This window comes from Ignavibacteriota bacterium (assembly GCA_016707525.1).
In the GTDB taxonomy this organism is placed as follows: Bacteria; Bacteroidota; Ignavibacteria; order UBA10030; family UBA6906; genus JAGDMK01.
In genome coordinates this window covers 285,207-310,151 of the sequence record JADJHP010000001.1, presented here as the reverse complement: position 1 = coordinate 310,151, position 24,945 = coordinate 285,207, and the positions used below count along the sequence as shown (strand labels likewise).

The following is a 24,945-nucleotide window of genomic DNA, read 5'->3' as shown; positions in this document are numbered from 1 at the left end:
ACCGCTTCAGCTCTTTTCTGGAGGCGGATCCGGCAACTTCACCGGCGGCGGGGCGTAGCCCACAACCGACCCAGCCCGCACCCTTGCAAGATACGGAGAAATCGTGGTCCCCGGTAGTGTCCTGACGTTGTTCTCGATACGGACCGGGCCGATGCCCGTGCCCGCTCCTATGGTACAGTGTGCACCGATCTCAATCAAGCCGTACCTGAATTTTCCGCACCCTTCATAGGCGTGCACCGTCAGGCGGCTGAATGCCCCGATCAGCGTGTTATCGCCCACAAAGACCAGTTCCGGGCGATAGTGGTCCAGCCAGACCATCTGCATGATCTCGACGTTGCTGCCAATATGGGCGCCCATCCATCGATACAGTTTATTCTTCAGCGGGGTCCCCTTCATGAAGAACGAAATGCCAACCTGGAACAGCACGAGGATCCGGCGGCCAAACGGGAGATTGATCTGACGCCAGTTGATGGCATTCGGCTCCTCGGGAGCCCCGAGGCCTGAGAACGTGTAGTACCGCTGACCGGGCGTGAGATATGCCTTCAACCGTTCGGCCCCATCCGCCGTCGCCGGGTCCAGCGTCGCGATGTCGACACCCTTCCCGTTGGCGGTCTTCGAGATGTGGATCGTCCGCCTTTTCTTGCGGGCAAGCCGCAGGGCACGCACGATCATATCGGTGGTCACTTCACGCATGACCCGGTCAGGGTCCGGCAGCTGCACATCATGCGATGTCATACGGATCCTCCTCGCCATTCTCCGCCGGTACGATATCCGGCTGCCATGAGAACAACTCCGGTTCGTCCATCACGCCTCCGGCCACGGGCATGATATTCCTCCGGTTCGATGGTTGTGTGAGATACCGCAACAGGATCTTGTACGTGTCGTAATCGAAGCGCACCGCTTTGGAGCGCTGTACCAGTTCCATGTCGCCGCCGGACCTGGCGGAACCGACGAGGCACCAGTTATCGACGAAGAAAACCTCCGTGTCGCCGCCGGCGGGATCCAGTTCCTTGATGGCAATGGTGCCCTTGAACGGCCACGCGACGACGCGGCGACGGCTGAACGCCGCATCCACCCGGTGGTTGTAGGCACCCGCCGGTTCTTCCCCCACGCACGCTCCATGACACTGATGAAGGTGGTACGCGAAGCAGGCACCCTTCGAGCGTTCCAACCCGAGCAGCTTCGAACACAGATCATGTTCCTGAATGGCGGTGTGCAGAAACTCCTCGGCCTGCTTGCGGGATTTGAACACCGCCAGGATCGTCCCGCTGTCATCGGCACCGATCGATTCGGTCTCTTCGAGCTTGACGCTCGTGTATCCCTGCGCGGTGGTCAAGCCTCGGGCCAGGAGAACCCGCCGCGTGCGGCGGGACATCACATTATAGATCGGACGCAGGTCCTTGATGAGGGACGACTCCAGGAGCAACGCCCCCAGCTCCCCCGGGGTCGGGCGTGTCTCGATCCGCACGACGCACCTGCTGAGTTCCATCTCCTTGGCAGAACGGGTATCCGCGGAGAAATGACTCAGCACACGCGTCCGGATGGTCTTGCTCTTGCCGACATACAGGAGTTCATCCTTCGCGCCATAGAACAGATACACGCCACAGCAGTCCGGGATCTTCTTCACATCCGCCCGGTCGATGTGCGGCGGCAGGCGCATATCTTTGACCACATGTTTGTACGCACCGGACAGGCGCTCCTCCGGTTCATGGTCGCGGAGGTACTCGAGGAATGCGAGAACAGCGCGCGCATCGCCGAGGGCCCTGTGCCGTGCCGGACATTCCAGCTGATACCGCTCGATGATGCTGCCGAGATCGTGCCGGCGATGCTCCGGAAAGAGGCGCCGGGAAAGTTTCATGGTGCACAGACTGCGCGGCGTGAACGTACGTCCGACCCGGGCAAATTCCTGCTTGAGGAATCCTTCGTCGAAACGCGCATTGTGGGCGACGAAGACGGCGCCTTCCAGCAGCTTCGCCACTTCGCGCGAGATCTCGGAGAACACGGGTGCCCCAACGACATCGCGATTGGAGATCCCCGTGAGTTGCTCGATCATCGGATGGATATAGCATTCGGGGTTCACAAGCGATTCGTACACGCGTTGCACCTTCCCGCGCTCTACGCGTATGATCCCGATCTCGATGATGCGTCCGTATGTCGCACTCGTCCCCGTGGTCTCGAGGTCGACGATCGCCATCGGCTCGTTCATGCGTTCCCCACATGGATCACGCCATCGCCGAATTTAGCCCGGAGGTCATCGACCGCCTTGAGCATCCTCTCGCGGTTCCCGTCCCGTTCCGAGAACTGCATTGCGAGCTGCTCTCCCGCGGAAAAGTTCGAAAGGTGGACCCCGATGAGGCGCACCGGACGGCCGTCGTGCAGGCTACGCAGCAGTTCGCGCGCCGTGCGGAACACGATCGTATCATCATTCGTCGGCTCGATCGTACGCGCCGTGGAATGCGTCGAAAAATCCTGGTACCGCACCTTCACCTGGATCGTGGCGGTATTCCACGCCTTCGAGCGGAGGGTGGAGCAGACATCCTCCACGAGTGTGAACATCTCATGTTCCAGGTCTTCCTTCCTCTGCAGGTCCTTCGAGAACGTCTCTTCCCGACTGATACTTTTCCGCACCGAGTCGGTCACGAGTTCATTTGAACCTCCACCATTGGCAACCTCCAGCAGCCAGTTCCCATGCACGCCGAGCAATGCTGTCACCTTCTCACGGGAGAGGTTCTGGAGATCCGCCACCGTGCGGATGCCGCGCGAGTGAAGCCGGGCTTCGGTCTTCGCGCCGACCCCCGGAATGACACCAACAGGAAGGGGTGCGAGGAAGACCTTCTCTTCCCCGGGGCGGACGATACAGACGCCGGATGGTTTCACCGTCCCCACCGCGATCTTCGCAAGGGTCTTGCCCGTGGCCAGCGCGATGGAGCACGGCAACTCCAACTCCTTCAACACAAGGTCCTTCAACGAACGGATGAACCCCGGGAGATCATTATTGTACAGGGCCTCGCACCCTGTCAGGTCCAAATAGAACTCATCGATCGAGGCGCGCTCAACAACTGGCGCCAACCGGGTGAGACGCTCGTACAGCCGGTCCGAGTATTCGCCGTATTCGTGGTGCCGCCCGCGAACCATGAGAAGCTGGGGACACAGGCGCAATGCGCGGGCCGCCGACATCGCCGAGCGCACACCGAACGCACGGGCTTCATAGGATGCCGAGGCAACAACGCCGCGCCCCTGCGGCGACCCGCCGACCGCAACGGGCTTTCCCCGGAGCGACGGGTCCTTGATCCGCTCGACGGAGACGAAGAAACAATCGAGGTCGAGATGCGCTATGTGCTTCGGGCGATCGGTCATTGAGGGGGGCCAGGGAAAAAATACCAACTTCCTCTGGAAAATGCTACCGGCGTTCCGTTGCCCGCCGGAAGATCGCATAAGTCCCGAAACGGCGGGCGGGAACGTAGCGCCCCTCTCTGATGAGGGGGTCGTACAGTCCTGTACCGAATGCACCGATGATCAGATACTCTGCATTCACTGTCAGGGGATCATAGGTCCTGGTGTCCGACCCCCCGAGCCAATTCCTTCTGATGACGTCGACGTTCAATTGAGCGGGTGGGACATGGACTGGCCTGTCGAGGAGGAAGAGTAATTCGCTTTCATAGGTTTCCACCGACGCTCCGGGAGGCGTAGCATGATTGATGAATGCCGCGGTCTCCTCCAGACCGGATGCGGGCACACCCTGGACCAGTGCCTGCACACCGACCGATCCCTGCCTGCCGGCCATCAGACAGAAGAATATCAGAAGTCCGCCTGCGCCCCAGCGGATACGTGGCGTGGCGATCCCGGACAGCGTGCCGCGCACGGCCCGGACCAGCCGGAGGATCAGCTCTGCCGAGAATGGTGCTATGAGGAAGAACGCAGGGAACCCGTAGCGCCCCCAGCCGATCGACAACGTGATGAACCACAGGTACCAACTGCCGGCGAGAAGAGCGAGCATCATCCGGACGACCTCGTTCCAGGACATTTCCTTTCCCGCGCGAAGGCTCGAAACGATCCCGGTCAATGCGACACCCAGTGCAAGCGTGAGCGGCGCCCCCGTGAAGAAGGCGAAGCGGAGCATTGAGCCGCGGATCGCAGGGTCCAACACCATTGCCGTCACTTCGGTCAGACCAACCACGGGATCCGAAGGAACTCCCGGAGTGACAAGCAGCATGGATCTGATGAGTCCGATGAGATACATCACCAGGACCGCGAGCCCGATGACCATGCCGGCATGGAGGCCACGCCGGCGCTGACGGACCAGGAGTACCGCCGAAGTACTGCCGAGTCCGAAGAGGACGAAAGGAACGACCTGAGCCTTCGTCGCGAGTGCCAGACCGAACACGATCCCTGAAGCAACGAGCAGGAGCGGGCGGTTGCCGCGGCTTTCCAGGAACAGATACGAGCCGGTCAAGATGAACATGAGCGAGGGCACTTCGCCCAGCACATTCCTGCCGAGGACAAGGATGGAAAGGTCCCATTGCACAGGAACGATCGAGACCAGCACGACTGCCACCAAAGCAGCAGAGCGGCCAAACACCCGCCTGCTCAGCACATAGAACAGCACGAGCGTGATGACGGCACAGGTGATCATTGCCATCCTGGCCTGTGCGAGTCCGACGCCAAAGGCAATGAACGAGGCAGACACGATGGCAACAACGGGGAGATGAGCGGAGAGCGAAGGCCCGGCGGGCAGGCCGTTCAGGATATGCCCGTAGTGCCCGGTGGCAACCCAATTCTTCGCGACGCTCAACGTCCACCCTTCGTCCCACCACGGAAGGGGGAATCGTGTGATCCCGATCGACGACAGGAAGAGGATGAGGACTGCGCCGGCAGCCATCACGGCCACTTCCATGCGGCTCAAACGATCATCGTCCATGGCGGATCGTCCCCCACAGATAGCCAAGACTCTGGAATTTCTCCGCGGTCCAATGGATCAGGAAGTGCTTTCGTTCACGAAATGCCCCGGCATTGAGCGGGCCGAGAACCTTCGCCTTGAACACATTCAGGAGTCGTTCCGCGCGCGAGCGTTCAGGATCCCAGAGGATACTCTGTTGCGGCGACGCCCCCGGCCCGTGCCGGCGAATCGATCGATGGAGGAGCGCAACACCGATCCCCCGGAAGAACTGGTGACGGAAATAGCCGGCAACGGTCACCCGCCGCAGATGGCTGACGTGGACAGGGGACGTACACGAGGCGGAAGCCAGCACCCCGGATCCTCATGATCAATTCCCAATCCTCGGACCCATACCTGCCCCAGGATTCGATGAACACATGGCCATGACGATCCCGCATTGCATCCACCACTATTCTCCGGAGGACGAGGTTGCCGGAGTTGCCCACCAGACCGAACCCATCGAGGACCCGCTCGCATGGCAGCGGACGCGTATTCCGTACATCGTTGAGCAATGGGTCGGTCTCCAGGAAGGACCCACCGGCGCAGTCTGCATCTGTCTCATCGAGCGCTGAGACCATCGACGCGAGCCAATCCGGCGGCGGTACGGTGTCGTCATCAAGCAAGGCGATGATATCGCCACTCGCCTGTTCCATGCCGCGGTTCCTCGCCCACCCGGGGCCGCGCCGGTCACGGTCGACGATGACGCAGATCTCCTGTGGGACGACCGATTGCACAGAGAGACCAACCTGCACCGCGGCCAGCGATGGACGGCCAGATGTCGGAATGACCACGGAGATACGATGCGGTTGAGCGCTCATGGGGTATCGGGGCTTGTCCCCTTCTCGAGAGGAAGGAGCAGGGGCGCGGTGGAATAGAATACGATCCGCCGTGTGGCGGCACGGACTCTTTCGTCGATCAGTGCGCAGGCCGCTTCCCACGTCGGGCACAGGGTCCCACGCGGGAACACGCGCCGGACCTCCTCCTCTCCAACCCCTTCGGCCATGATGATGATCCGGCGTTTTCGTTCTGCGCGCAGGGCGAGGGCATTGGCAAGGATCTCCGGAATGCGTCGTAGATCGTTTGTGTTCACCTGCCGTACACGCCTCACCACCCGTTCCGTGAAAGGATCGGCGGCCGGAAAGAACTCATGGGTTCCTGCCCCCCGCTGGCACTTCGCGATCAGAACGACCGGCATCTCGGCCGGGAGATCCTTGAGCGGCCAGAGTGCCCGGTCGTGCGCGAACTGCAGGGTCCCATCGAACGGATACGCGTCCACGATCACCGCATCGATCTCCTCCCGCGCTGGCAAGGACACTGAGGCCAACGGACGATAGAGATGCGCGGCGTACTCGAGAGCAGATTCCGGATGCCCTGCAACGCACGCAACTGCGTGGCGGTCTGCGCCCGGCACGGCCAATATCACAGAGGCCAACCCTCCCATGCCAGCGATCTCGTTCATCTCCCTGCGGATATCGGAGTCGAGCGGGCCCCCTCGAGCGCGGGCAGGCCGGAGATGGTCGTGCAGGTGCCGGATGGTTGCCGCCCCGCACATGCCCGGAGCGAGGAGTTTTGTCCCTCCCGAGAATGCGGCCGCGGGGTGAGGAAAGACGGACCCGACACCGATCCGGAGATCGCACGCCATGAGGGAAGCATTGATGGACACCGGGGTACCATGCCGGGTCTTTCCGAGGTCCACACACGCCGCGTGGCAATCGTGGATGACGACACGCCGGAACATCGCGAGTGAAACGCCGGCCTTGCGGGCGACATCGGCCGGAGGAGGGCCCTCATGACTCCCGCAGGCAATGAACAGCGTCAGGTGTTCCCGGGTCACCCCTGCGGCAGCGAGATGCTCGAGGAGAGGCCCGAGGAGTTCGTCAGCGCGTGTTGGCCTCGTGAGGTCATCGATGATGACTCCAATATCCTTTTTCCCTGACGCGAGTTCCCTGAGAAGCGGACCTCCAACGGGACGCTCGAGCGCCTCGCTGATCTGGCGCGATCCGAGCGGTGGAGAGATCGCGAGCCGTAGATCAGTGACCCGCCAGTGATCAGGAACATGGAGAGACGTTTCGCCGTCTTCGTCCCAGGCGCCGCGCCGAAGTTGGATCGCCGCTGACGTATCAGACATCCCCTTCCCTCCTCCCTGCAACAAAGAGCAGCAATGGGCGAACGCGGCCAAACGCCATGCGACCGGGTGCAGATATCGACGGTGGCAGGCTTGCGATGAGGGCGTCAAACTCCGGAACTCTCACAAGCCCCAGTCGCAGCACAAGTGACGCGAAGACGATCCCGCCGGCAACGCCTCCGAGCACCATGCGCAGGACTGCCGGCACAGGGGCATGCGCGATGGTGGCCATCACGAGTCCGGTCGCAAGAAGACTGAGGAGTTGCTTTGCAGGGCTGAAGCCGTGGAACGCCGCGACGCCGGCCGAACGAAGCGAGATCGCATACGGAAGCAGCACCACGGCGTAGGCGGTGCCGGTCGACACCGCTGCGCCCTTGATGCCCCATGCCGGCACCAGTACGTATGCCAGCAGGGCGTTGAGTGCGGTCGCACCCCCGACCACCGCGGCAAGACGGAGGACACCTCCGCGCGCATGGAGAACGGGGCCGATCAGACGGCCGAGGGAGAAGCTGAACACCCCGGGGATCAGGATCCGGAGGACGGGAGCCGCGCCGACGAACGCCCTCCCGAAGTAGAGCGCGAGCAGATCCTCGGCGAAGACGAAGACACAGGTCAGGAGAAATCCTGTCACGAGAGCCACCGCGCGGAGGGCCCGGCTCACAAGGAGGCTGATCTCCGCGGTGCGTCCTTCGTGCCACAACCGGGCGGTGGATTGGAGCATGACACCCTCGACGGCGATCACCAGGACCCATACGAATTCCGCCATTTGCAGTGCGGTCGCGAACAATCCTGTCGCCGTATTGTCACGTGTCAGATGGTGAACGAGCACGACACCCGATCGGTAGAGCATCATACTGAACGATGCATAGAGCATGGTCATCAGGGTGAACCCCACCAGGTCACGGGGTCGGGGATCATCCGAAGCCAGAGCGGTCCGCAGTGTGGTCCGCGGGATCAACCGGCGGGCTGCGACCAGCGACCTGATCGCCATGAATGCATTCCCGAGGAGAAGCCCGAGGAACACGCCCGGGATCCCGAAGCCCTGCACCGCCAGCACGGCGCTCACCGCGGCGGTCACGAGCGAGGCGGTGGCGCCGGCAGTTCCGGCGAGTTCCTCGCGGTGCAGCCCATACAGTATCCCGCGGGCATAGAACCAGAGAACATCAAAGCCGAGACAGCCAAGGAGGATCGCGATAAGGGGCCACCCCTGATCATCAGGGATGTCCGGAGCAATGATCCAGCCCGTGATGGATCCCACCAGGATGAATCCCAAGAAGCACAGCCATCCGCTGAGCAGAGCGATGCGTGCACGGCGGTTCTGATCCGGCCGCTCGGCGAGAGAGCGCGAGAGGGATTGCAGCGTGCCGGCATTCGCAAGAGGGGCAGCGAGGAACAACACCGAGAGGTAGTATGCGTACTGCCCGTAGCCTTCGGTCCCGAGCGCACGCGAAATGAAAGGGGTCGCAAGCATCGACGCGGTCACGCGCGTGATCGTCCACAACCCGACCGACAGGACCCCCTTAGAGATGTTTGAGGCGGGCATGCCGTTCGTACTCCACGATATGCGCTGCGAGAGCGGCGGACTTCTCGTACGTTGCCATGACGTATTCCCGTGCCCGGGAACCGAGGGATTCCGGATCCGCATCCAGGATGCGTCGGACGCCGGCGGCAAAATCGTCATCGGCGACCATGACCCCAAAACGTTCCGCGAACCCGTCGGGGTTGACCGCGCTGAGGATCGCACAGCCGTGGGCTGCCGCTTCGAGGAACGTCAGCGGGAGGCCCTCACGCGCCGCGGTGTTCACGAACACGTGTGCCCTGCAGAGGAGTGCGTGCATCCGCTCCGGCTCGGTGAAGCGATTGATGAATCCCGGCATTTCAAGGTTCGGGATCCCCTCGTACCGTTTCCGCAGGGCGGCATCGTAGGAACTCTCGGCGGATGCGCTTCCGCGGCCGACGGCAACGAACGTGTACTGCGGGAACAGCGCCGCAAGGTCAAGGAATACTTCCGGGCGCTTACGACGGTCCCATCGCGCGACCGAGACGAACACCGGGGGACCTGACCGCCCCGGCATTGTGGCCGGCACCTCGATCAGATTCGGGATGAATCCCGCCGGTTCCGGCAACCGGTACATCCGCTGTACTTTGGTCCTGAGGAAGTGCGCCGGAACGTACACACCGTCAGCACGGCGAACAGCCGCAGCAATGAGGGGGCCCGACTCCGAAAGATAGTTGAGGGGTGTGAGCACGCGGCGTGCCGGTGTCGCGTACAGGAATTCCGTCCACCAATCGTTCCTATCCCGTGGATCGCGGCACGTGATCAGGTGCACCCGCCGGGGATGCATGGCGCGCGCGGCCGCACTGAGCACCGTCGGATCCTGAGAATGAAAGATCCGCGCCCGGGAGGCGCGGAGGAGACGATACGCTTCGTGAGGCCGGGAGATCGGGAAACTCCTCACCTGAACGCCGTTGATCTCCTCGAGAGGTTCCTGCCCCTGTCTGCGCGGAACAATGACCTCGACCTCGAACCCGGATGCAGCAAGCGACTCGGCCAGCATGCGCGACATGCTGCCGAAGCCGCCATAGATGCCCCATCCGAAATACTGGCTTGCAAGGATGCATATCGGAACGGACGGGTGACGCATCAGGAGACCCTCCGGACAGGTGGCGTTGAGGCCAGGACCCCTTCCATGAGATCAAGGTATTCCCGGGTGATCGTGGACCAGGAGAAGCGGCTCGCACGGGCACGTGAGGCCGCGCCCATTGCCGGAAGAATGGACCGGTCTTCGAGGCAGTCGCGCATCGCTGTGGCCAGTCCTTCCACATCCGCCCATCGGACGATGCGGCCATTCACCCGGTCTGTCACGAGTTCCTCGGAACCACCCGTTGCGGTCACGATCACGGGAAGGCCTGCTGCCATAGCCTCCAGCAGTGCCATCGACATCCCCTCACTCTGCGACGGCAGAACGAACATGTCGGCGTCGGCGTACACGCCCGGCATCCGTGCACGTTCCACATAGCCCAGGAACGTGACGTGATCCGTCAGTCCCGATCGCCGGCACTGTTCGTGGAGCGCCCCCTCCATGTCGCCGGTCCCCGCAAAGACCAGGTGCAGGTCGGTGACTCCTTCGCGCCGGAGTCGTGAGACCGCTTCGAGCAAATGGTGCTGGCCCTTGCGCTCGATGAGTCGACCCGAGCAGAGTATCCGCACAGGGCCTTCCGGACGCCTGACCCGCTCCGTCTTGAACGCATGGAGGTCCACACCGTTATGGATGATCCGGATCGGGATCTCCGGCATGAATGCTGCCGCAAGTGCACGATGGGCGTTGCTGATCGCGATCACCGACCGTGCCTCACGCCATACCCGGCGGAGGAGCGGAGCCAGGAGCGGATAGAGCCGGGCGTACCGGGCTTCGAAACCCGGAACATCCGGACCTTGCAGGGAGACGACATAGGGAAGGCGATACAACTTCCAGAGGGCGAGGCTCATCGCGCCTGCCGGGACGCCGGCGAACGCGAACGAGATCTCAAAGGGGCGCGACCGGACGAGACCCCGTGCCGTGCGGAGCCCGCGCATGACGTACCGGACAAGCTCAGGGTTCGTTGCGTGGTGGATATTGCGGTTGTCGACCGGCACCTTATGGATACGGATCCGCGACGAGAACTCTTCGTACTCGTAGTCCGACCTCGTGCGCGACGACGTCACCAGGTCGACATGCACATCCGGATACGCGGCAAGTTCCTCGAAGAGATGGAGGTTGACCACTCCTGTCCCCCCGCCGAGAGGTGGGAACTCGTTGTCGAACATCAGGATGGTGATGTGCCACCCCCCCGGAAGAGGCGTCGGACAATGAAGACCGGACGGCGTTTCACCTCATCGGAGATGCGCCCGACGTACTCCGCCATCACGCCGATGGTGATGAGCTGCACCCCTGCAAGGAAGAAGACGGCAACGATGAGCGTGGCGAACCCGGGAGGGTCGAGCGCAAAGAGCAGCTTTCTCATGAAGTAGTATGCCGCCAGGCCAAGGGAAAAGACCGAGACCCCCATCCCCATCACGGAGATCACGCGGAGCGGCATATAGCTGAACGACAGCAGGCCATCGGCGGCAAGATAGATCAGCTTGCGCAGGGTATATTTTGGTTTTCCGGCGGCCCGGGCATGGCGTTCATAGGCGAGTCCCACCTGCCTGAATCCCAGCCAGCTTCTGATCCCGCGCAGGAACCTGTTCCTCTCCGGCATTTGCACCAGGAGGTCCACGACACGCCTGTCCATGAGACAGAAATCACCGGAATCGAGGGGCATGTTGACGTGCGCTATCCATTGGAGTATCCGGTAGAACGCCGCATATGCGGAACGCTTGAAGATGTTCTCCTTCCTCTGTTGCCGGATGGCATAGACAACGTCATATCCTTCACGCCATTTCTCGACGAACGAGGGGAGCACCTCGGGCGGGTCCTGCAGGTCGCCGTCCATGATGATGACGGCCTTTCCCCTGCTGCATTCCAGGCCTGCGCTGATGGCAACCTGGTGGCCGAAGTTGCGTGACAGGTCAACCACAACGAACCTGGCATCGGCCTGTGCGGTGGACTCCAGCATCGAGAGTGAACGGTCCGTGCTGCCGTCATTGACCAGAAGCACTTCAAAGGTGATCCCGAACGCCCCGAGGGAAGCGGAGATCCGCGACGTGAGCTCCGGGATGTTCTCCTGTTCATTGAAGATGGGAACGACGACGCTCAGTTCGGGTGGAGGCAGTGCCTCACCCCCCTCGACAGGCCAGCGCAGTGTCTGTTCCTGGGACACTGCGCTGGCAAGTTTTTTGCAGAACTCGAGCGCGGCAGCCGGATCACTTGTTGGAATGGTCGCCACGGTTTCTCATCCCCTCGATCAGTTGGTCGGCGGAGCGGGTTGCTGTTGTTTCTTCCACTCTTCGTACCGCTGCACCTCTGTATCCAGATCCCTGTACGCCTCGCTCGCACGGAAGCGCGTGTAGAGTTCCTTGTTCTTCTTGATCTCATCCATCAGGGCCTGCATTGGCCGCGCCGAGCGGGAGTTCCATCAGGACGTAGGCGCGCCACATCGATCCATCGCGCACGGTCTTCTGGTCCTTCATACGACTGCCGTTCAGCGTGGTCGACACGACCAGCTTGGTCGCCTGGGTGAACTGCTGGATCAGCGTCGCTTCCTGCGCCGTTCCCGTTTCCTCCTCGAACCGCTTCTGCATCGTATTCACTTTGGTCTCCACCAGGCGTCCGAGCTCTGCGCGGGCACCCGTGCTTGCTTTGTCCACGGCGATCTGCAGGTCCTGCGACACGGCCGTGTTCGCCGCACGCGCATACAACGGATCTTGCGGAGCGTTCGGATACCAATCAGGAATGTCACCGGTCTTCGACGCCTGGAGCGTCTCAGGACTGCCGCCGCATCCGGCAAGCATCACCAGTGAGAACAGGATCACCGCGGTGAGAGCAACGAAACGCATGACTGCCTCCTTCGGTTGTGAATGTGTGTGCGTCTGCCCAGCGTGAATTGAGTGCTATTCGAGTGCGTTCTTCATTTCTTCGCGTATCTGTTCGGAAGCGCTGCGGGCCATCTTCTCCAGGAGTTTCCGCCCGGCCTGCTCGTACGTCGGCCCACCCTCCTTCTGATCCTCCATGACCACACTGCCGAGGACCCGCCCGCTCTTGCAGTCGAGGATCCGGAGCAGCACGCGCCCCGCTCCGAAGTACATTTGCGGGAAAGGATTGCTCCGTTCGGCCGCGGATGCTTCCCCGACGATCACGACATCGGCCCGCTTCCGCACCGTGGCGAGGATCGAACGATAGTCGCCGCTCGCCAGTGCACCGTGGATCTGCTCCTCCGTCATATTCTCCAGGGCCTGGGAATCGTCGAGGATGCTGTACTGGCTGCCCAGCAATCCCTTCTGTATCGCTTCCTGGACAGAGGATTTCGGACGGGCAGTGCCCATGTTCGTTTCCAGCACCCTGATCGCCAGAGTGATATTCGTCCGGCTCTTCATCTTGAAGGTGAAGTCGACGTACGCCGTGGACCAACAACGGGCAAGGTCAGGCGACTGCGCCTTCAGCACCGCGGCACCCGCCACGCCCGGTGCGATACGGATCCTGTTCGCCGATTCCCCGTTCTTCACTTCGATCACATCGAGGGAGAATTCGCCGGCGGCATTGGTCCGGATATCCTCGGGAACCCGGCCCGCCGCGGGAGCCACGAACAACGGCACGAGGACAGCATTCTTCACGGGATACACTCCGTGATCCGACTTGAACGAGAGTCTGCCATGCAACGGAACGGCGAGGCCTTTGCCGCGTTCTGCATCCTGTTCGTTACCATCGAGGATCTCGAACTGCAATTTGCTCAGGATCCCGCAGAGCTGTGTCTGCAGCACAGGCAGCACCGGCGCCGGTGCGGCCGCATCGTCAAGAGCGGCGGTCAACGTGCGGTCAAGCGCACCTTCCGCAAGGGCGACGACCAGCATGGCCTCCGACAATTGTCCGAGTGCGGTGAACGGGTCGTTGCGCTCGAGCGCCTTCCGCGCACCGGCATGGTAGACGCGGGCGGACGCGACAGCGTCCTCCATCTTTTCGCGGAAGCGGCGCTCGACCTCTGCCTGAGAGATCGCGCCATAGGCATACAGCAGGCCAGCATCCTCATCGAACCAGCGTTCCAGGACGATCCCTTCGAGAGATGCCGTCGTGATCTGGTCGGTCGTCGAAGCATAGGCCTCGGCGACGGTGATATCGGATCCCGAGGCGGTCTCCTGCACCGCACGCGACACGGTGTTGGAGATGCGCACGCGGATCTGCGACGAGATCTGCGCCCGGGCTTTCCCCGATGCATCGTTCCAGTCGGCAGAACCATCGGCGGTCACTTTCGTGATCCCGAGCCCCTGGTAGTAGCCCTGCCGCTGGGGCAGATTCGGAAGATCGGATGCCCACCGGGGCTTCTCCTGAGCTCCGGCCCTGGGGACTGCCATGCCGAAAAGCAGGAGAGCCGCGATGCACGCGGCAACGAGCGATGATGATGATACGGTCAGGCGCATGGTCATTGTGCGATGGTGGATACGAGCATATTGATGGCGTCGTACATATCCTGATCACGGCATTCTTCGCAGATCACCTCCCGCCCCTTCAACACCTTTCCTGTCTCCACCGAGATGAGCTTCACGGAAAAGACAACGCTGCTGCCGAGCTTGCCGGCATTCCCGATAAGGATCACATCGGCTTCCACGAGTTTGCCAACGTTCACACTCTGCGCCTCGGTGAGGCCGCTCAACTGGAGCTGTTGCTCCTTGAGGATGGTTTCGATCTGCCGCCGTTCCACCAGGGTGATGTAGTCGAAGTTCGCGAGGGCATTGGCTATCGAACTCATCGCGACATCGGCGACGTCCTGGGACACGCCCTTCGCTTCAAAGCCGACGATCGCCAGCTTCACCGGCTGTCCCGGTGTGAGCGCTGGCTGCGTGGATCCGCGCGCGCGGATGCGCCCGGCGAGAGAAGGCGTACCGGACGTGGCAACGTTCGCGTCGCCTTTGTACTGAAGAGACCATACCATGATGCTACCGTCGCTCCCTCCACCGGCGAGCCAACGGTTGTCATCGGCAACAGCAACCACCTTCGGCGGCTCATGCATGGTCACAACACTGCCGGCTTCTCCCTTGCGCAGGTCCACCATGGTAATGGTATTCGCATCGTCGCCTGCAACCGCCAGGTGGTCGTTCCCCGGACCCATGGCCATACGCTCGACCGATTCTGGGATCTTGACGCGCTTGAGTTCGGTGCCGGTGGACCAATCGTAGGCGATCAGCATGGCGCGGCGCTCGAGATCGCGTGCACCATGAATGCCACCTTTGGGGATCGCCACCTCTTCCAGTGCTGCAGCAAAGACATTCGTGGCGCGATTGGTCGCGGCAGCATGGATCACCGTGCGCGAACCGTGGAGCTCTCCCCCGGCGAGGACGAAGCTCCGCAGAGGCTTCAGGGTGGCAGGGTTCCAGCTATGCACATCGCCATACGCGAGCACGGCGACCAGTTGCTGTCCGAGCCGATCGAACCCGAGGAACAGGATGTCTTCCACCTTGTCGCCTGCCTTGATGGTCCCCGCCGGCACCATCGCCTTCAGGTCGAACATCTCGATCTCACCGTCGGTATTTGCCACCGCAAGATACTGCCGGCCGGCATCGACCGCCGTGCGGACCGGCTTACCCGTTGTGGTGAACGTCGCGGCAGCGGTGCGTTTCATCAGATCGAAGATCCTGACGGTGCCCGCGTTGTCCACAGCGACGAAGCTCTGATCGTTGGAGAGAAAACACAGGAACTGGATACCGCTCTCGAGTCTGGTCGACACCACCGCGACTTTCCTGGAGAGGTCCCAGCAGACGGCCGCACCGGCGTCGTCGCCGGAGAGCAGATAGGTGCCTTTGGAGGAGAACGCGAGGGCGGTGACATCGTCCCCATCATCCATGGTCAGCGCTCCATGCGCGGAGAGGCGCATGTCCTGAGCAAGGACGACGTTCGTACAGAAGAGGTAGACCACAAGGAATGCACCCGGAAACGCAAACTGCCGGATACGCCTGAGTGCGAGGGTCGAGAACAATTTCTTCATGATCGTGAAAGCTCCCGGCACAGGTACGGACACAGAACCCCGCAGACGCCGCGCGAGCGGCGCCTGCGGGTAGGCAATGTGGAAGAACGGAAGACTACAACAGGAAGCTGAGGCCGACGGCGAAGTACAGCATACCGCCATCCTGACCTTCATTCAAGGTGAACAGGTAGTTCCCACTCACATCGAATGCGGTCTTCTTGCTGAAATAAAACTTCACGCCGGCATTAACGCCGACACTCCCCTTGTCGTCAGAATCACTGAAATCCTGCTTGAAGTACTGCGCGCCAACGTACGGCACAGCCTTGGCGCCGCGGGTCAGGAATGACGCGACAATGAACATCGTGGAGCCGAACGTGGTCGTCGTTTCGGATGACTTTTCAACCTCGAAGGTCGTCGGATTGAATGTCCTGGGTCGTCATCGTTGTGATCGACAGGGTTGGCCCAACGCCGACCTGGAGCCAATCCGTGAGATACGGCCCGATCTTCCCGGCAAGGTTGCCTGACCCGAATTCGAGATCGGAACCTACGGTCCTGAAGTAATACCCCTGAAACTGCAGTTCAACGTCCCCCTTTTGCTGCTGGGCCACTGCCGGCACGGAGAAAACGACCGCACACAGCATAAGGCACAAGAACAAGGACTTCATGGGATCCTCTTTTCTATGGTTCGATCACCCGTCGCCGTGGTGGCCCCGGGTTAACGCTGAGAATGTACAGGATTTCAGTTCAAGTAGCAAACCTGCGCAAAGCTTGCGTTTTTTCAAGGGAACACGTATGTTTGATTCTGATGATCGCACTCCGGTCGCTTGCTGAACAGCTCCAGAAGAACCGCCAGGCCCTTGCCCTGGCCATTGCACTGGTGGGAACCCTCGGCGCCCTGGGGCTCTCCACCCTCTCGCTATTCGATACGCTTGAACGTAAGACGCTGGACCTCCGCTTCCGCACGGCAGCGCATGCCGAGTGGGCCGACACGTCCATCGTGTTGAGCGCGGTGGATCAGAACAGCCTGGATTTCGTCGAGCGCCAGTGGCAGATGAAGTGGCCATGGCCCCGCGAGTATTACGGCCTGCTCCTGCAGTATCTGAACCGTGCACACCCCCGGCTGATCGCCTTCGACTACGACCTGTCGCAGCATGACGCCAACCGTCTTGAAGTCGACGGTGCGGAGTCGGACCGTGCGTTCGCGGATGCCATCGCCGTCTCGGGCAACGTCCTCCTCGGCGTCAACCTGAGCATCCAGGAGCAGGGCGATCTTCCCGGCGATTCGGTGCACGCCCGCCACCTGATCGGGTACCCACCGATGCACCGACCCCACAACACATTCGACCGCGCCGCCGTTCCCATCCCGGAGTTCCAGCATGCCGCCGCCGCCCTCGGCGTGACGAACTTCGGAGTGGACGACGACGGCATTGCGCGGCGCATCATGCCGGTCTATGCGTACCGCTCGGATGCACTCTACCAGTTCTCCGCCGCCTGCTACGCTCTCGCCCGGAACGGCCTCCATGACCGCCCGGAACGAATGCTCAACAATGTTCCACGCACACGGGACGGATCGGTCCTGATCTACTGGTATGGACGCGGTGGGCCCGCGGGCGTCTTCACCTACTATTCTGCGCACAGCCTTCTCGTCAGCTCCGTGAAGATGCAGCAGGGCATGCAACCCGACATCCCTCCCGAAGTGTTCCGGGACAAGGTCATCATCGTCGGAGGTTCAGCCGCGGGGTTGTACGATTTCAAGCCAACACCCTTCACGTATCTCGAGCAGTATCCCGGGATGGAGATCCAGGCAACGGTCCTGAGCAACCTTCTGAACGGGCATCATGTCCATGAGACCCCGTTCTGGCTCTCGTTGCTCCTGACCTTCGGTATCGCGATGGTGACCGCATGGATCTTCTTCCGTATCCGGCGGCCCGCCATCTCGTCACTGCTCGTCGCCTTCACCGCGATCGTCTTCCTCGCCGCGGCATTCGTGGCATTCCGGTCTGCAACCACATGGCTCCCGGTGATCGCGCCGATGCTCGCGCTGGTCATCACCTTCGCCCTCTCGGCCGTGGTGAGCTATGCCTCCGAAGGTCAACAGAAACGCGTCCTGCGCCGCGCATTCAACCGGTACTTCAGTCCGCATGTGGTCACGGATATCCTGAACAACGCCGGCGAGGTGGAACTGGGGGGCAAGACCATCGAAGCGACGGTCTTCTTCTCGGATATCAAGGACTTCACATCCATCGCGGAAAAGTTCACGCCGAAGGACCTGGTCCACTTCCTGAACGGGTATTTCTCGCTGGCGAGCGACATCATCCTGAAGAATGAAGCGATGCTGGACAAGTACATCGGCGATGCGATCATGGCGATCTTCGGCGCACCGATCCCCCGTCCGGACAACGCCAGGGTCGCCTGCCTGACCGCACTCGAGATCCAGCATGCCCTTGCCGAACACCACAGCAGGCCGGACCGCGATCCGAACATGCCGACCTTCGTGACGCGCATCGGGTTGCACACCGGCAAGATGGTCGTCGGGAACATCGGCAGTTCGACCCGCCTCGACTACACGGCCATCGGCGACACGGTGAATCTCGCGTCGCGGCTTGAAGGCGTCAACAAGGTCTTCGGGACGAAGATCATCATCAGCGAGACGACCTACGAAGGAGCGAAGGAGTGGATCGTTGCCCGCCCTCTCGATTTCCTCCGCGTGAAAGGGAAAGCCATCCCTGTCCGCATCTTCGAACTCGTCGGTGCCCGCGGGACCGTCGCCCCGGAGATCGAAACGAAGATCGCCCGCTTTGAAGAGGGACTCGCATTGTATCACCGGAAGGCGTTCGCGGAGGCACGGCAGATCTTTGAAGCGATCCTGGCGGGTGATCCAACCGACGGGCCGTCTTCGACCTACGTTACACGGTGTCAGGAGCTTTCACAGGTGTCACTCCCCGAGCAATGGGACGGGGTCTACACGTTGACTTCGAAATAAACGGAGAACCATCATGAGATACGTGCTCGCATGCTGCATCGCATTGGCAACGGTCGCCGCGGCCATCATGCCCGGACCGTCGTACACCAAGCGCGCGGACAATTATATCCGGGAGGGCCCCGGATCCTATTTCGGGCTGATCGCTGTCGTCCCGGAGAACACCCAGGTCGGCGTGCTCGAAACCAAAGGGACCTGGCTCAAGGTCCGGCTCTCCGACAGCAAGAGTGGCTGGATGGCAGCGAACTCCCTGACAGAGACGAAGCCTGCCAGCGCCCGCATCCTCCCCGTCGAGAACGTCTGGAGTTCGGCGAAAGCATCCCGCGCAGGCGTTTCGGCCGCGATCCGGGGATTTGCCGAGAAACGGGACAAGACGCCTCCCGGCAGCGTCGAGACGGTGCTGAAGAATGCGGTCAAGACCTTCTCCGATGCCGACGTTGCCGCGCTGCGCCAGCCGCTCCTTGTCACGAGGGATCCTCTTGCCGGGATCATGAGCTTCGATGATCTCGACCTGGGCGAGATCGCCTACGATGCCGGCATCAGCGAGCAACAGGTCGGACTCGGTGTCGCGGCCCGGCTCGCCTCACACGGATTTGTCCAGAGTAAGACCTTGAGTGCGTATGCGAACATGCTCTGCGCTATCCTCGCCGAGAACTCCCCGGCATATGATTGGGACTTCACGGTGTTCGTGCTGAACGACCCCACGATGAACGGGTTCGCCCTCCCCGGAGGATATATCTTCATCACGAGGGGGGCTCTTGCCATGTGTGCGGATGAATCCGAGGCTGCCGCGATCATCGCGCATGAGATGGCCCACGTCATCCGCAAACACGGGGTGCAGGAGATGAGCAAGCGCAAGGTGCACATCAAGGCCGATGATGCCTTTGCCGAGCTCGAGGAAGAGACCGGCGAGAAGTCGGCCGAGGAAGCCGACCTGGACGATCTGGTCCACAAGACCTATGAGAACATCGTCGCACCGCGGCTGTTCGCCTATGAACTCGAAGCGGACCGCTACGCGGCCGTGCTGCTCGCAAAGGCCGGGTACGACCCGTTCGGACTCGTCCGCATCGGCCAGAAGGCGGCGCTGATCCCGAAGGAAAAGCCCGGGCTCTTTGACCCGGGCTACATGTCTCCCGACCATCTCGCCGAACGCGCGAAGGCCACGGAGGAATTCGTCCGTGCCCACTATGCCGATGCTACCAATGGCGCGCGGCTGCGCGAACGGTTCGTGAACAAGACCTCAGCACTCAGGTAACAGGGAGCTCCATGCACGCACTCGACTGCGTTCAACTGTCCAAAACCTACAAGACCGGCGTCAGATCACGGCGTGAGGTGCAGGCACTGCAGGACCTCACGCTGAGCGTTGACCGCGGGGAGATCTTCAGCCTTCTCGGGCCCAATGGTGCAGGGAAGACCACCTGCATCAAGATCCTCCTGTCGCTCGTCCACCCCACCACAGGTTCCGCCTCACTCCTCGGGCTCCCGGTCAGCGATCCCCATGCGCGGCGCCGCATCGGTTACCTGCCCGAGAACCATCGCTTCCCCGGGTACCTGACAGGCGAACAAGTGCTCACCTCATTCGGTGCTCTTGCCGGCGTGCGGAGCACAGATCTTGCTTCCCGCACGACACAGTTGCTCGGGATGGTGGGGATGCAGGATTGGCGCAAGGTGAAGGTCAAGAGATATTCCAAGGGCATGATGCAACGGCTCGGCCTCGCCCAGGCGCTGATCAATGATCCGGACGTGCTCTTCCTCGATGAGCCCACGGACGGGGTGGATCCCGTCGGCCGCAAAGAGATCCGCGATGTCCTGCGTACGCTCAAGGCCGCCGGTAAGACCATTTTCCTGAACTCCCATCTGCTGTCGGAGGTGGAACTCGTTTCGGACCGCGTTGCGATCCTGGACCACGGCAAGCTCCTGAAAGTAGGAACCGTGGACGAACTCACCGTCACCGATTCTTCGTACCAGATCGGCGTCGAAGGAGCGGTCCCCGAGGCATTCCTCACGGAAGCGACCGCGCGCGTGCTCGGCGTGACGGCCGGCCCCGATGGACTGATCACACGCGTTGCGGACGTCCGTGGCCTGAATGCGGTGATCGATCTGCTCCGCACCCATGGGGTCAGCATCACCTCCATTCAAAAGCAACGCAGCACGCTCGAAGAATCGTTCATCAATCTGATCACGCGGGAGATACCGTCATGACGCTCCTTGCCGTTGTGCGCCTGACCCTCCGCGAGCTGGCGTCGAAAGCAACGATGTACATCCTCGCCGGGATCTCCACCGTCGTCCTCATCGGTACCGCCTTTGCGGTCTCCGCTTCGCAGACCGACGCCGGCTCCCTCGTGACGGTGTTCGGTCAACCGCTGATGGAAGTGCCGATACCGCAGGACGCGCTCGTCCATTTCGTCCGGCAGATGCAGGCGGGGCTGGCCGGCGGCCTGTTCACCGGGATCATGCTCTTCGGTGTCTTTGCCACCGCAGGGATCGTTCCGGATATGATGGAACGGGGCACGGTGGACCTCTACCTTTCCAAGCCGATCGCCCGGTGGGAACTCCTGCTCGGGAAATATCTCGGCGGCGTCGCGGCGATCGGCGTGAACATCCTGTACTTCCTCGTCGGGGCATGGCTGGTCTTCGGTATCCGCACCGGCGTGTGGGACCCCGCGCTGATGCTGACGGCCCTCGTCATGATCTTCATGTTCGCATGCCTCTTTGGGCTTGTCACATTCATCGGCACATGGACACGGAACACTGCGACGACGATCGTTCTGACATTCCTCTTCCTTTTCATCATTGAAGGGCCGCTCCTCGCCCACCGCGAGTCAACACTGTTCAGGCTCTCCGAGAACACCGTCTACCGGACGGTCATCGATGGACTCTTCTACCTCTTCCCGCAGATCTCCGGGATGCAGGCCGGCGCCGCGTCTCAGTTGAGCGGGGCAACGGAGATCGACTGGAAACCGTTCCTGCAGGCTTTCCTGTCAGGTGCGGCGTTCTTCCTCGGCGGGGCGGTCCTGTTCAAGAAACGGGATTTCTGATGAGGCACGCGGCGTGGATCCGGGCGCTCGCGCTGGTGCTCATGATGAGCTTCACCATCATCGCCCGCGCACAGTCTCCGGATCCCCGCTCATCAGTCACCGACTCCGCCGCTGCCGCCTATACCGCGGCCATCAGCCGTTTGACATCTCCCGAGTTCGAGCAGCGGAAGGCGCGGCGGCTTGAACTCCAACGACGGGGATACGCGTCCGTGCTTCACCAAACCCTGGCACGCGACACATGGGGGGCGGTGCTCGCCCTGCTGAAGATGGAAGCACAATTGGACTACCATCTGCCCTCGAACACCCTTGTCACCACCGTGTACCTCGACCAGCCGGCGGTCTTGCCCCGGGGACCAGCCTCCCTGTCAGCCCCGCCACCCACAAAGTACATGCAATTCCCTCTGATCGAAGACCGCCGCTTCCCCCGTGACCCATGGCACAAGTGACCGGACCCTCCACTCTCCGGCTCATGCTGGAGGCAACGGATCGGCGCCAGCTCCGGCATTCTGCATGGTGGAGCGTCGGGATCGCGGCGCTCGGGCTCCTCAACCTGTTCGCATGCGCCTATCTTGAACGATTCGTCGAGGGTGACCAGACAGGCGAAGGATTCATGCTGTTCCTTGCAACGGAGTCTTTCTTCCTGCTCCTGACGGGCGGCGCGGTCGTGAACAGCGGCCTGGAAACCATTGCGCGCCGGACACGCATCCTCCCCCTCGCCGCAGCGTCGCGCTACGATTTCATCGTTCTCGCGTTGCTGAGGCACAGGGCAATGCTGATGATCGCCGGGACCGCGGTCTTCGCCGCCGCGATACTGGGGCCCGCCAACGCTATGGCCATCACGGGAAGGATCGTGATGGTGTCCCTGTTGATGCTCCTGCTCTTCACGCTCATGAGCACCCTCACGATCCTCCGGATCCGCCCGGGTGCTGCCGCACGGTCGGTCATGGCGTTCATAGGGCTTGCCGCAGCCGGAGCCTTCCTGGTTGCAGCGGTGGCCTCGCCGGGTCCGGTACTGAATATCCTGGTACCGCTCCGCTGGACGGCACTGGCGGTGGCAGAGATGCATCATGGCAACGTTCTTTCCGCGTTGCCGTACGCGGTGTACCTGACCGCATCCGCCGGCGTATGCGCGTGGGCAGGGCGCCACGATGCGTGACCTCAGGATGATCATCATCGAACTCCGCGGCATGATGGCGACAGGACACCTCCTCCGGATGGTCCCGCTTGCCATCATTGCACCGATCCTCTCCCTGTGGCCGTACATCGGTTCGATGTTCGCTCCCGCCGTGATCGCGACACTGATCACACTCGAGCCCTTCTATAACAACGCATTGAATCTCTGGCATGGACAGGTGACGGCCGGCGCGGTCCTCCCCGCCGACCTCGCACGGGTTCTGCGGCAGAAGAACGCGGCACTGATCGTGGTGACGTGGGGTTGTGCGGTGGTCTTCATCGCTCTGGTCTCCTACATACAGCCTGAACCACCCTCTCCCTCCATGCTCATATCCATCGCCCTCTTTCTGGCAGCGCTCCAGTTCCCCCTCTTGATGATCGGGAACAGCCTTTCCTGGCAGCAGATCCGGGTACGGTCGCGATGGACGCTGGAGGATGCAGCGGGAGCGGTGCTCATGGTGATCGGCGGCGGTGTGGCATCCGTGCCGCCGGTGTTGCTGGCGCAACTCCCCGGGGATGAGGTCCTCCTTGCCGCGTACACCGTCGCGATGGGCGCCGTCTGGTGGCGCGTCGCGGTCCCGCACGCAGCACATGCCATTCACGAACGACGGGCGGATCTATGGCAGCAGATACATCGGATATAGTGCTTGAACGTGTGACGAAGAGCTACGAGAACGGTCACCGCGCGCTCGGTGGCCTGAGCCTCGCGGTCCCACGCGGATCGATCATGGGATTTGTCGGACTCAACGGAGCGGGCAAGTCCACGACCATCCGCCTCCTCGCCGGACTCGAACACGCGGACGAGGGAACGGTCACGGTCCTCGGCCACCCCGCCATGTCCCGCCCGCCCGCAGTTGCCGCACGCATTGGCTTCGTCCTCGACGATCCCTTCTACTTCGACTGGCTCTCCGGCCGGGAATATTGCATCTGGACGGGAATGATGTATGGCCTGCACAGGGATGAAAGTGAACGGCGGACAGCAGAACTGCTCGCACTGCTTGACCTTCCGGCAGACGACAGGCAGTTGATCGGGACCTATTCCACGGGGATGAAGAAGAAGATATCCCTCGCCGCGGCTCTCATCCATGCGCCGTCGCTCCTGATCCTCGATGAACCGCTTGAAGCCGTGGATGCCGTCGCTGCCCGGACCATCAAAGACATCCTGACGGATCTCGCCTCCCGGGGCGCCACCGTGTTCATCACGTCACACGCGCTCGATACCGTCGAACGATTCTGCACCGATGTCTGCATCATCCACGAAGGGCGCATCATGGTGCAGAGTCCCATGGCCTCGTTGGCTGATGCAGTCCAACCGCTTCTGGGCGAGCACGCGGGATCAACGCTCGAGGAGAATTTCGTCTCGCTGGTAGCGCCATCCTCCACACGCAGGCGGTTATCGTATGTTTGATCGCCTCGCTCCGATCGTTCTCCCCTTCTTGCCTGCACGGGCAGCGGCCCGGATCGGACACGCGCCGCACTGGGCCGTTCCACTCCTCGTTGTGGTGCTGGCTCAGATCGTCATCGGGCTCCTGGCACACCCGCTGAGCGTGGAGCAGACCATCGCCCACATCCCACGGTCGGCGACGCCGGCGGAGCTCGCCATCGTACGCGAAGAGCTGGATCGGGCACTCCCGTGGGATCTGGCCATCGTACCGCTCAAGGAGACCGCCGGAGCGGCTGCGGGAGCGGTCGTCCTCGGACTCGTCATTGCAGCATTGGGGATCGCGCAGAGACCCCGATTCGCGATGCTTTTCGCGCTGTGCATCGGGCTGGCCGGGATAGGCATTGCGGAAAAGGGTGCGGAAATCGCATTTCTATCGACCACAGGGCATGTTTCCGCCGTCCCTCCCTATCCGTGGAGCGGACTCGTGTTCGCAGACTCCCGTGCGGTATCCTATCCTGTGGGGCTTTTGCTTACCACGATTAATCTCTTTACATTATGGTATGTTCGTGCGCTTGCCAGGGCACTCGCCGTTCTCTGCAACATAAGCAAAGCACACGCCGTCCTGATCGCTGTCGTGTTCTGGGCGGTTACCGCGGGTTGCGCCATCGCAGTCCTCCACCTCCTCCGGAATGCCTACGTGTTCACTTTCTGACC

24 protein-coding genes are annotated in these 24,945 nt (G+C 62.0%); 9 read left to right on the top strand and 15 right to left on the bottom strand.

The window, feature by feature from the left end:
- Nucleotides 1–6: 6 nt before the first annotated feature.
- From IPI01_01260 to IPI01_01190, 15 genes are all read right to left on the bottom strand, one after another.
- Entirely contained in the window at nt 7–735 is a 729-nt protein-coding gene (locus IPI01_01260; protein MBK7256461.1) for a hypothetical protein, read from the bottom strand.
- Nucleotides 722–2,206 carry a GIY-YIG nuclease family protein gene (locus IPI01_01255; GenBank protein ID MBK7256460.1) on the bottom strand — a complete coding sequence of 495 codons (1,485 nt, stop codon included), beginning with the start codon at nt 2,204–2,206 and terminating at the stop codon, nt 722–724. Before IPI01_01255 ends, IPI01_01260 begins: the two co-directional genes overlap by 14 nt.
- Nucleotides 2,203–3,357, bottom strand: a complete 1,155-nt coding sequence (gene dinB, locus IPI01_01250; GenBank protein ID MBK7256459.1) for a DNA polymerase IV — start codon at nt 3,355–3,357, stop codon at nt 2,203–2,205. Before dinB ends, IPI01_01255 begins: the two co-directional genes overlap by 4 nt.
- A 43-nt stretch (nt 3,358–3,400) precedes the next feature.
- Nucleotides 3,401–4,918, bottom strand: a complete 1,518-nt coding sequence (locus IPI01_01245) for a glycosyltransferase family 39 protein (GenBank protein MBK7256458.1) — start codon at nt 4,916–4,918, stop codon at nt 3,401–3,403.
- A 152-nt stretch (nt 4,919–5,070) separates the two neighbouring features.
- Nucleotides 5,071–5,754 carry a glycosyltransferase gene (locus IPI01_01240; GenBank protein MBK7256457.1) on the bottom strand — a complete coding sequence of 228 codons (684 nt, stop codon included), beginning with the start codon at nt 5,752–5,754 and terminating at the stop codon, nt 5,071–5,073.
- Entirely contained in the window at nt 5,751–7,064 is a 1,314-nt protein-coding gene (locus tag IPI01_01235) for a DUF2088 domain-containing protein (protein MBK7256456.1), read from the bottom strand. Before IPI01_01235 ends, IPI01_01240 begins: the two co-directional genes overlap by 4 nt.
- Nucleotides 7,057–8,604 (bottom strand): polysaccharide biosynthesis C-terminal domain-containing protein, encoded by a 1,548-nt coding sequence (locus tag IPI01_01230; GenBank protein ID MBK7256455.1) that lies wholly within the window; start codon nt 8,602–8,604, stop codon nt 7,057–7,059. Before IPI01_01230 ends, IPI01_01235 begins: the two co-directional genes overlap by 8 nt.
- Nucleotides 8,582–9,706, bottom strand: coding sequence for a glycosyltransferase family 4 protein (locus IPI01_01225; protein MBK7256454.1), 1,125 nt, complete (start codon nt 9,704–9,706; stop codon nt 8,582–8,584). Before IPI01_01225 ends, IPI01_01230 begins: the two co-directional genes overlap by 23 nt.
- Entirely contained in the window at nt 9,706–10,869 is a 1,164-nt protein-coding gene (locus IPI01_01220) for a glycosyltransferase family 4 protein (protein ID MBK7256453.1), read from the bottom strand. Before IPI01_01220 ends, IPI01_01225 begins: the two co-directional genes overlap by 1 nt.
- Complete coding sequence (locus tag IPI01_01215; protein ID MBK7256452.1) at nt 10,869–11,921, bottom strand: glycosyltransferase family 2 protein; 1,053 nt, start codon at nt 11,919–11,921, stop codon at nt 10,869–10,871. The genes IPI01_01220 and IPI01_01215 overlap by 1 nt, the downstream gene beginning before the upstream one ends.
- 154 nt (nt 11,922–12,075) lie before the next feature.
- Complete coding sequence (locus IPI01_01210) at nt 12,076–12,540, bottom strand: hypothetical protein (protein MBK7256451.1); 465 nt, start codon at nt 12,538–12,540, stop codon at nt 12,076–12,078.
- 54 nt (nt 12,541–12,594) lie between these two features.
- A complete protein-coding gene (locus tag IPI01_01205) occupies nt 12,595–14,115 on the bottom strand; it encodes an LPP20 family lipoprotein (GenBank protein ID MBK7256450.1) in 1,521 nt (506 codons plus the stop codon).
- 2 nt (nt 14,116–14,117) lie between these two features.
- Nucleotides 14,118–15,677, bottom strand: coding sequence for a hypothetical protein (locus IPI01_01200; protein ID MBK7256449.1), 1,560 nt, complete (start codon nt 15,675–15,677; stop codon nt 14,118–14,120).
- 94 nt (nt 15,678–15,771) lie between these two features.
- Nucleotides 15,772–16,017: a hypothetical protein gene (locus IPI01_01195; protein ID MBK7256448.1), complete on the bottom strand. Its 246-nt coding sequence runs from the start codon at nt 16,015–16,017 to the stop codon at nt 15,772–15,774.
- Nucleotides 16,018–16,054: 37 nt separating this feature from the next.
- Nucleotides 16,055–16,321 carry a hypothetical protein gene (locus tag IPI01_01190; protein MBK7256447.1) on the bottom strand — a complete coding sequence of 89 codons (267 nt, stop codon included), beginning with the start codon at nt 16,319–16,321 and terminating at the stop codon, nt 16,055–16,057.
- Nucleotides 16,322–16,461: 140 nt separating this feature from the next.
- On the opposite strand from IPI01_01190, the gene IPI01_01185 reads away from it, so the two are divergent.
- The 9 genes from IPI01_01185 to IPI01_01145 are packed head-to-tail and all read left to right on the top strand — an operon-like array spanning nt 16,462 to nt 24,943.
- Nucleotides 16,462–18,639 (top strand): adenylate/guanylate cyclase domain-containing protein, encoded by a 2,178-nt coding sequence (locus IPI01_01185; GenBank protein MBK7256446.1) that lies wholly within the window; start codon nt 16,462–16,464, stop codon nt 18,637–18,639.
- A 13-nt stretch (nt 18,640–18,652) separates the two neighbouring features.
- The gene (locus tag IPI01_01180) at nt 18,653–19,891 is read left to right on the top strand and encodes a M48 family metalloprotease (protein ID MBK7256445.1); all 1,239 of its coding nucleotides are present in this window, start codon (nt 18,653–18,655) and stop codon (nt 19,889–19,891) included.
- A gap of 11 nt (nt 19,892–19,902) precedes the next feature.
- Nucleotides 19,903–20,838: an ABC transporter ATP-binding protein gene (locus tag IPI01_01175; protein ID MBK7256444.1), complete on the top strand. Its 936-nt coding sequence runs from the start codon at nt 19,903–19,905 to the stop codon at nt 20,836–20,838.
- Nucleotides 20,835–21,674, top strand: coding sequence for an ABC transporter permease subunit (locus tag IPI01_01170; protein ID MBK7256443.1), 840 nt, complete (start codon nt 20,835–20,837; stop codon nt 21,672–21,674). The genes IPI01_01175 and IPI01_01170 overlap by 4 nt, the downstream gene beginning before the upstream one ends.
- Nucleotides 21,674–22,120 carry a hypothetical protein gene (locus IPI01_01165; GenBank protein MBK7256442.1) on the top strand — a complete coding sequence of 149 codons (447 nt, stop codon included), beginning with the start codon at nt 21,674–21,676 and terminating at the stop codon, nt 22,118–22,120. The genes IPI01_01170 and IPI01_01165 overlap by 1 nt, the downstream gene beginning before the upstream one ends.
- Complete coding sequence (locus IPI01_01160) at nt 22,108–22,830, top strand: hypothetical protein (GenBank protein ID MBK7256441.1); 723 nt, start codon at nt 22,108–22,110, stop codon at nt 22,828–22,830. The genes IPI01_01165 and IPI01_01160 overlap by 13 nt, the downstream gene beginning before the upstream one ends.
- Nucleotides 22,823–23,491 (top strand): hypothetical protein, encoded by a 669-nt coding sequence (locus IPI01_01155; protein MBK7256440.1) that lies wholly within the window; start codon nt 22,823–22,825, stop codon nt 23,489–23,491. Before IPI01_01160 ends, IPI01_01155 begins: the two co-directional genes overlap by 8 nt.
- Nucleotides 23,467–24,255, top strand: a complete 789-nt coding sequence (locus IPI01_01150) for an ABC transporter ATP-binding protein (GenBank protein MBK7256439.1) — start codon at nt 23,467–23,469, stop codon at nt 24,253–24,255. Before IPI01_01155 ends, IPI01_01150 begins: the two co-directional genes overlap by 25 nt.
- The gene (locus IPI01_01145) at nt 24,248–24,943 is read left to right on the top strand and encodes a hypothetical protein (GenBank protein MBK7256438.1); all 696 of its coding nucleotides are present in this window, start codon (nt 24,248–24,250) and stop codon (nt 24,941–24,943) included. The genes IPI01_01150 and IPI01_01145 overlap by 8 nt, the downstream gene beginning before the upstream one ends.
- Nucleotides 24,944–24,945 lie beyond the last annotated feature (2 nt).

What these genes read in the sequence shown, in the direction of transcription:
- IPI01_01260 (MBK7256461.1), bottom strand. Translation starts at nt 735, where the DNA reads ATGACATCGCATGATGTGCAGCTGCCGGACCCTGACCGGGTCATGCGT.
- IPI01_01255 (MBK7256460.1), bottom strand. Translation starts at nt 2,206, where the DNA reads ATGAACGAGCCGATGGCGATCGTCGACCTCGAGACCACGGGGACGAGT.
- dinB (MBK7256459.1), bottom strand. Translation starts at nt 3,357, where the DNA reads ATGACCGATCGCCCGAAGCACATAGCGCATCTCGACCTCGATTGTTTC.
- IPI01_01245 (MBK7256458.1), bottom strand. Translation starts at nt 4,918, where the DNA reads ATGGACGATGATCGTTTGAGCCGCATGGAAGTGGCCGTGATGGCTGCC.
- IPI01_01240 (MBK7256457.1), bottom strand. Translation starts at nt 5,754, where the DNA reads ATGAGCGCTCAACCGCATCGTATCTCCGTGGTCATTCCGACATCTGGC.
- IPI01_01235 (MBK7256456.1), bottom strand. Translation starts at nt 7,064, where the DNA reads ATGTCTGATACGTCAGCGGCGATCCAACTTCGGCGCGGCGCCTGGGAC.
- IPI01_01230 (MBK7256455.1), bottom strand. Translation starts at nt 8,604, where the DNA reads ATGCCCGCCTCAAACATCTCTAAGGGGGTCCTGTCGGTCGGGTTGTGG.
- IPI01_01225 (MBK7256454.1), bottom strand. Translation starts at nt 9,706, where the DNA reads ATGCGTCACCCGTCCGTTCCGATATGCATCCTTGCAAGCCAGTATTTC.
- IPI01_01220 (MBK7256453.1), bottom strand. Translation starts at nt 10,869, where the DNA reads ATGTTCGACAACGAGTTCCCACCTCTCGGCGGGGGGACAGGAGTGGTC.
- IPI01_01210 (MBK7256451.1), bottom strand. Translation starts at nt 12,540, where the DNA reads ATGCGTTTCGTTGCTCTCACCGCGGTGATCCTGTTCTCACTGGTGATG.
- IPI01_01205 (MBK7256450.1), bottom strand. Translation starts at nt 14,115, where the DNA reads ATGCGCCTGACCGTATCATCATCATCGCTCGTTGCCGCGTGCATCGCG.
- IPI01_01200 (MBK7256449.1), bottom strand. Translation starts at nt 15,677, where the DNA reads ATGAAGAAATTGTTCTCGACCCTCGCACTCAGGCGTATCCGGCAGTTT.
- IPI01_01195 (MBK7256448.1), bottom strand. Translation starts at nt 16,017, where the DNA reads ATGTTCATTGTCGCGTCATTCCTGACCCGCGGCGCCAAGGCTGTGCCG.
- IPI01_01190 (MBK7256447.1), bottom strand. Translation starts at nt 16,321, where the DNA reads ATGAAGTCCTTGTTCTTGTGCCTTATGCTGTGTGCGGTCGTTTTCTCC.
- IPI01_01185 (MBK7256446.1), top strand. Translation starts at nt 16,462, where the DNA reads ATGATCGCACTCCGGTCGCTTGCTGAACAGCTCCAGAAGAACCGCCAG.
- IPI01_01180 (MBK7256445.1), top strand. Translation starts at nt 18,653, where the DNA reads ATGAGATACGTGCTCGCATGCTGCATCGCATTGGCAACGGTCGCCGCG.
- IPI01_01175 (MBK7256444.1), top strand. Translation starts at nt 19,903, where the DNA reads ATGCACGCACTCGACTGCGTTCAACTGTCCAAAACCTACAAGACCGGC.
- IPI01_01170 (MBK7256443.1), top strand. Translation starts at nt 20,835, where the DNA reads ATGACGCTCCTTGCCGTTGTGCGCCTGACCCTCCGCGAGCTGGCGTCG.
- IPI01_01165 (MBK7256442.1), top strand. Translation starts at nt 21,674, where the DNA reads ATGAGGCACGCGGCGTGGATCCGGGCGCTCGCGCTGGTGCTCATGATG.
- IPI01_01160 (MBK7256441.1), top strand. Translation starts at nt 22,108, where the DNA reads ATGGCACAAGTGACCGGACCCTCCACTCTCCGGCTCATGCTGGAGGCA.
- IPI01_01155 (MBK7256440.1), top strand. Translation starts at nt 22,823, where the DNA reads ATGCGTGACCTCAGGATGATCATCATCGAACTCCGCGGCATGATGGCG.
- IPI01_01150 (MBK7256439.1), top strand. Translation starts at nt 23,467, where the DNA reads ATGGCAGCAGATACATCGGATATAGTGCTTGAACGTGTGACGAAGAGC.
- IPI01_01145 (MBK7256438.1), top strand. Translation starts at nt 24,248, where the DNA reads ATGTTTGATCGCCTCGCTCCGATCGTTCTCCCCTTCTTGCCTGCACGG.